Genomic DNA, 5,443 nt, shown 5'->3' on the forward strand with positions numbered 1-5,443 from the left:
AGCACGTGGTTTGTCTTCTGCTGCGTCTGCTGCAAATGCTGCAATCGACCATATGCGCGATTGGGCTCTTGGTACAAACGGCAAATGGGTAACAATGGGTATTCCTTCTGACGGTTCTTATGGTATTCCAGAAGGCGTAATGTTCGGTTTCCCTGTAACAACTGAAAATGGCGAATACAAAATCGTTGAAGGTCTTGAGATCGACGAATTCAGCCGTGAGCGTATCAACTTCACTCTGAACGAGTTAGAAGAAGAACGTGCAGCAGTTGCTGACATGGTTAAATAATTTAATCGAACTGATTAAGTTGAAAAAGCACTCCATTTCGGGGTGCTTTTTTTATACAAATGCTTTATTGAACAAAAAATAACATGCTGAGATATAGACACAACTGACTAAAAAATAAGCATACCTTAATCTGTAAAGGTATGATCAAGGGCTTGAGGAGAACAATGATGTTTGATCAACAACCGACTTTAGAACTTTTATTTGAGCAATTGGGGCTTGATGCAAGTGCGGATGCGATAAATCAGTTTATTGACACACATCAACTCACTTCAGATGTTCCATTGCATAAAGCACCTTTTTGGTCTAAAGCACAGCATGATTTTATTATCAGCAATTGGAAAAAAGATGATGAATGGTCATTGGTCGTTGACCAGTTAAACGAGCAATTACACACAGAAAATAAACTTTCGGGTTCGTGTCATTTATAATCACAAATTGAAACAACAAACCTAGTTTTAAGACTAGGTTTTTTTAAAAAATACATATAAGTTAATTCAATAACAATTGACAATAGTATTGATAAGGAGGGCGAGATGCTCAATCAACACAAACCATCCTTAGAGCTTTTATTCTCTCAACTGGGACTTGCTAATAGTGCAGCTGCCATTGAGTTATATATTCGTACGCATCAACTACCCGCCCATCAATCTTTACATGATGCAGCGTTTTGGAATCCAGCACAGCGTGCATTACTCATCAGCCATTTGGTGCAAGATGATGACTGGGCGATTATGGTCGATGAACTCAATCAACAACTGCACTTAGATGCTTATAAGCTTCAAACAGCTTAAATGAATGATCACAACTGAAATCAACACGGTCTTTGAACTATAAAAAACGCCTGATCACAGGCGTTTTTTATTCTTTAGGTGTATAACTTGGATGCCCACATTTTAGTGTAATTTACTTTGTATGAGTTTGATAAACCAATCTTCTTGATGGAAGCTGATAAAAGCGGCATGTTCACGCAGTAAAATGAAATCAAACTCTGTACTTTTTGCATATTTGCCAAGCCAGTGTCGTGCCAATGCAGATTCTTTTCTACTCACAGAGGCGTAGGCCAAAAACAGGTAAATATCACCCTGACCATAGCTGGTCAGTGGTTTTAAAATTTGCTGTGTAATCAACGCAAAGCGATCTTCTTTGGTGATTTCAAAGTACAGCATATATGCCTTAGCAAGATGCAAAGACAAATTGAGGTACAAAGACAGAGGCATTTCCTCAAACTCAATTCGACCTTGTTCGAGTAGCACTACTGCTTCTTGTAAGAAGTGGACTTGCTCTTGGCGCAGTTGGCTCAGTGTGACTAACTGTAAGCGCAAATCAGCACGCTCAAGTGCTAATTCAGGGCTATTGCCTTGTAAGTAGAGTTGGTCTGTTTCACCAATACGCTGAATAATGTGTTGACTGTTGGCACGCATCGGTTAGATCCTCCTCAATGAATGTTCAGTATATGAGGATGCTTTTTACAATTTAAAGTCTTATTGCCTGAATCACAGGATTGTACTGTCACTCCGTAACCATGCGGTAATTGATAAACGCTGATGTTTGGCTTTTAAAACCTCATGTAGCAAGTCACTTTGAAACAGTGCGATACGATTTGGCTTGGGTTGCAGTACGTGCCAAATGTTATTTTTATCTTGTAGATGAAGCTCGCCTCCCCAGCTGTCTTGCCAGTCTTCATGTAAGTAGTAAACCGCAGAAATCATACGACCATTTTTACCTTGAGGATTATCACGGTGTAGTGCATAAAACTCGCCGGCGTTATAGCAAGCAAAATGCGCTTCGACGTCCCGAATACCAAGATAAAAAGCACGGTTGAGCTCATGACCTAAGCTAAAAAGGGACTGTACATGTCGATTGGAAATGTGGAGTTCGGGATGTAACCATAAAATGTGATCACTACGGATCTTACTGATGACACCGTTTTGAATAGCGGCTTCACGAAAGCGGTTTAAGTTCGAAGTACATTCTTCAATGAGTTGATGTACATAGTCATCAGAGTAGGCGTCATCAATGATGGCAAAACCATGTTGATCTAAATCATCTAGGATTTGATCAACATTCCAAGACTTTGGGAGAAGAACTGCTTCCATAACATAAAACCTAAAAGACAAAGAAAAGCCGCTGTTATTCTAGTGTAAGAAAGCTGTCTGAACGAAACTATTTTTCATGCTAAAATACTCATTGATTTTAGGAATAATACAAACATGAATTACCGTCACCATTTCCATGCAGGCAACTTTGCCGATGTCATGAAGCATGTTCTTTTGCTTCAGATTTTGACTCGCCTCAATCAAAAAGATAAACCGTATCGTTATATTGATACGCATGGCGGTGCTGGTAAATATGATTTATCGACTTCAGAAGCACAAAAGTCAGGTGAGTTTTTAAATGGCATCCATCGTTTAGTGAAACTAGATGATTCAATTAAGCGTAACGCGCCTGAAGGCGTTCAGCAGTATTTAAAAATTGTTGAAAAAATGCGTGAAGGTTCAGGTAAAGGTGCCTATCCTGGTTCGCCGTGGTTTGCCTTAGAAGGCATGCGTGAAATCGACAAAGCCACTATTTTTGAAATGCAGCGTGATGTATTCCAACAGTTGTATTACAACGTTCGTGATAAACGCGCGGGTTTGCATGAGCGCGATGCGTATGAAGGCTTACTCGGTGTCATTCCGCCTAAAGAAAAACGCGGTTTGGTGATGATTGACCCACCTTATGAAGTTGAACGTAAAGACTTTCCACAGTTAGTTGACCTGATTGCAGCAGCACATAAAAAATGGTCAACAGGGGTCTTTGCGATTTGGTATCCGATTAAAGACCGCGCGATGATTGAACGTTTTGAAAAGAAAATGATTAAAACGGGTATTCGTCGTCAGTTGATCTGTGAAGTATGTGTTTGGCCAGATGACACTCCAGTGGGCTTAAACGGCTGTGGTCTATTGGTGATTAACCCGCCTTGGAAGTTCTCCGAAGATGCCGATGAGGCGTTACAGTGGTTATTCCCGCATTTACGTATGAGTGAAAATGGTGGTCATGCTGCTGTTCGTTGGTTAGTTGGCGAATAAAGACAGACTTAAAGAGAAAAAGGCTACATTAGGATCGGCAGAAAATGACAAATATAAATAAACCTGAAAGCGAATCTACTCCACGCAGTGTTCCCAGCTTTGATGGGATCACTTTCGAGGTGGAAGAAGAAGAGCATACACAGGAAGGTCAAAAAGTAAAACGTCGAGGTATTTATTTGTGGCCGAACCTGATTACAACGGCAGCGTTGTTGTCAGGCTTTTATTCCATTATCGCTAGTATGAATGGTAATTTCCAACAAGCGATTTATGCTATTTTCTTAGCAGCATTGTTGGATGGCCTAGACGGCCGTGTGGCACGTGCAATCGGTGCGCAGAGTGCTTTTGGTGAGCAGTATGACTCTTTGTCTGATTTACTTGCCTTTGGTGTTGCGCCAGCGATTTTAATGTATAGCTGGAGTTTGGATTCGCTGGGTCGTATCGGTCTAGCGTGCTGTTTTGTCTATACCGCATGTGCTGCGTTCCGTTTAGCGCGTTTTAATGTGCAAATTGGTGTAGTCGATAAGCGTTACTTTATTGGTGTGGCTAGTCCACTTGCAGCCATTATCATTATTTCATTGGTTTGGGTTGGGCTCGATTTTCCTGAAATTTTTGATATTCGTGAGCGCGGTATCCAAGCAATCAGCGCTGTAGTGATTGTTTCTGTTGGTCTATTGATGATTTCGAATATTAAGTATTATTCATTTAAAACAGTAGATCGCAAGCGCGTTCCATTTTTTGTTCTGCCGATTGCAGTCTTTATTTTTGCAGCAATGACCTACAATATTCCTGTGGGTATTTTGGTGATTTCCTTGATTTATGCGTTATCTGGATTTGTTACGACATTTTTAGCACGAAGCCAACAAAACCCATGATGAGTTAATAATATGTAGAAGGAGTGCGATATGTGGTTGTTCCAAGATTTTCTCGATCAGTCTAAACAACTTAATCAAACTCCTTCACGGTCTTTGCCTGCCTACCATCCGCCCAATAAGAAATACAAAATCATTCATCAGGCTGTAACCATTCCTAATCTTCCTGCACCATTACATTACTTAAATTTTTTGAGTATGATCGGGCAGCCCAACACGCCTATGCTTCGGAATAACAGCGCGATTAGAACCACAGCACTAGACACAGCAACGGTTCTAGCCAGTAGCAGTCCGCATATGGCAGGTCAACTGAGTCGCTATTCTATTTCTGCTGAATGTGCTTTTGAAAAACAACAATTTAAATTTGCAAACAAAGAACACGTTATAGGTGCATTTCCTAAATTTCAGATTCAACGAAAAGATAGTGAACTAAGCTTTGAGATAGAAGTTATCACCACACCCTTGATTTCTCATTTTACCAAGTTACGTTTTGGCTTAGCTGAACATTGGTCGGTGATGTGTCAGTGTCAGGGCGAGGTAAAATACAAAGGACAACACTATGACATAGATCAACTCGGCGCATTTGAATATGGGCGCAGTGTTGACTTTAGTTATGTCCCTTTAGCTTTTTTTACATATCAAATCATTAATCTAGCAGATCAACGTCAGCTCTTATTAGAGCAAATTCGGGATTCATTTAATCGAGTCGTTCAGTCACGGATTTATTTACGTGATTTAAAAAAGCAGCAGACTTCCATGTTTGACCAAATGGTACGCTTTCAAGTTCATCGTGTTTATCCTGCTGTGAAAACGCCAAATGGGCAAAAAATGTATTTACCACGAGAGTTTGAATGGTGTTATCAAGGTGAGCAGGGATATCGGATACATATTTGCGCACAGAGCCGTGGAGACTTTAAGTTTGGCTTAGCAGCAGGTTATGTAGGAAGTTTTAAATATCAAGTCAAAATTGATAACTATGAAGAAAATGGTGAAAGTGGCTACTGTGAATATGTCGACTGTCGTGCTTTAAAGTGGCAAGAACATAACTCACAAGAAAAAATACGCAATGAAATTGGAGAAATTGTTCCCTTTTCACTCAAGAAATAAGAAAAAAACAATATTTTGTCGAATAAATAAACAAGTAGAAGTTTTTTTATAAATAATTGCTGTAAAGGGGTTGTGTAGTATTAGGAATGGTGTAGAATGCACATCCATCGGCG

Annotated in this window: 7 protein-coding genes and 1 pseudogene; 6 read left to right on the forward strand and 2 right to left on the reverse strand. The window is 40.1% G+C overall.

Annotated features, from left to right (window positions below; translation table 11 throughout):
- The 3 genes and pseudogenes from B4F08_RS13295 to B4F08_RS13305 all read left to right on the forward strand — a co-directional run.
- Positions 1–286: pseudogene (locus tag B4F08_RS13295) on the forward strand (malate dehydrogenase); the annotation flags it as partial.
- Between the two features lie 167 nt (positions 287–453).
- Entirely contained in the window at positions 454–714 is a 261-nt protein-coding gene (locus B4F08_RS13300) for a DUF2789 family protein (RefSeq protein ID WP_086208916.1), read from the forward strand.
- Between the two features lie 105 nt (positions 715–819).
- A complete protein-coding gene (locus B4F08_RS13305; RefSeq protein WP_086208915.1) occupies positions 820–1,077 on the forward strand; it encodes a DUF2789 family protein in 258 nt (85 codons plus the stop codon).
- A 102-nt stretch (positions 1,078–1,179) separates the two neighbouring features.
- On the opposite strand, the gene B4F08_RS13310 is transcribed toward B4F08_RS13305, so the two are convergent.
- Positions 1,180–1,707, reverse strand: a complete 528-nt coding sequence (locus B4F08_RS13310; protein WP_086208914.1) for a hypothetical protein — start codon at positions 1,705–1,707, stop codon at positions 1,180–1,182.
- A gap of 72 nt (positions 1,708–1,779) precedes the next feature.
- Positions 1,780–2,382 carry a 2OG-Fe(II) oxygenase gene (locus B4F08_RS13315; protein WP_086208913.1) on the reverse strand — a complete coding sequence of 201 codons (603 nt, stop codon included), beginning with the start codon at positions 2,380–2,382 and terminating at the stop codon, positions 1,780–1,782.
- Positions 2,383–2,496: 114 nt separating this feature from the next.
- On the opposite strand from B4F08_RS13315, the gene B4F08_RS13320 reads away from it, so the two are divergent.
- The 3 genes from B4F08_RS13320 to B4F08_RS13330 are packed head-to-tail and all read left to right on the forward strand — an operon-like array spanning position 2,497 to position 5,330.
- A complete protein-coding gene (locus B4F08_RS13320) occupies positions 2,497–3,354 on the forward strand; it encodes a 23S rRNA (adenine(2030)-N(6))-methyltransferase RlmJ (protein ID WP_086208912.1) in 858 nt (285 codons plus the stop codon).
- Positions 3,355–3,398: 44 nt separating this feature from the next.
- A complete protein-coding gene (gene pssA, locus B4F08_RS13325) occupies positions 3,399–4,226 on the forward strand; it encodes a CDP-diacylglycerol--serine O-phosphatidyltransferase (RefSeq protein WP_086208911.1) in 828 nt (275 codons plus the stop codon).
- Between the two features lie 30 nt (positions 4,227–4,256).
- A complete protein-coding gene (locus B4F08_RS13330; protein WP_119064820.1) occupies positions 4,257–5,330 on the forward strand; it encodes a DUF6670 family protein in 1,074 nt (357 codons plus the stop codon).
- Positions 5,331–5,443 lie beyond the last annotated feature (113 nt).

It is taken from the genome of Acinetobacter sp. UBA6720 (genome assembly GCF_002454215.1).
GTDB lineage: Bacteria > Pseudomonadota > Gammaproteobacteria > Pseudomonadales > Moraxellaceae > Acinetobacter.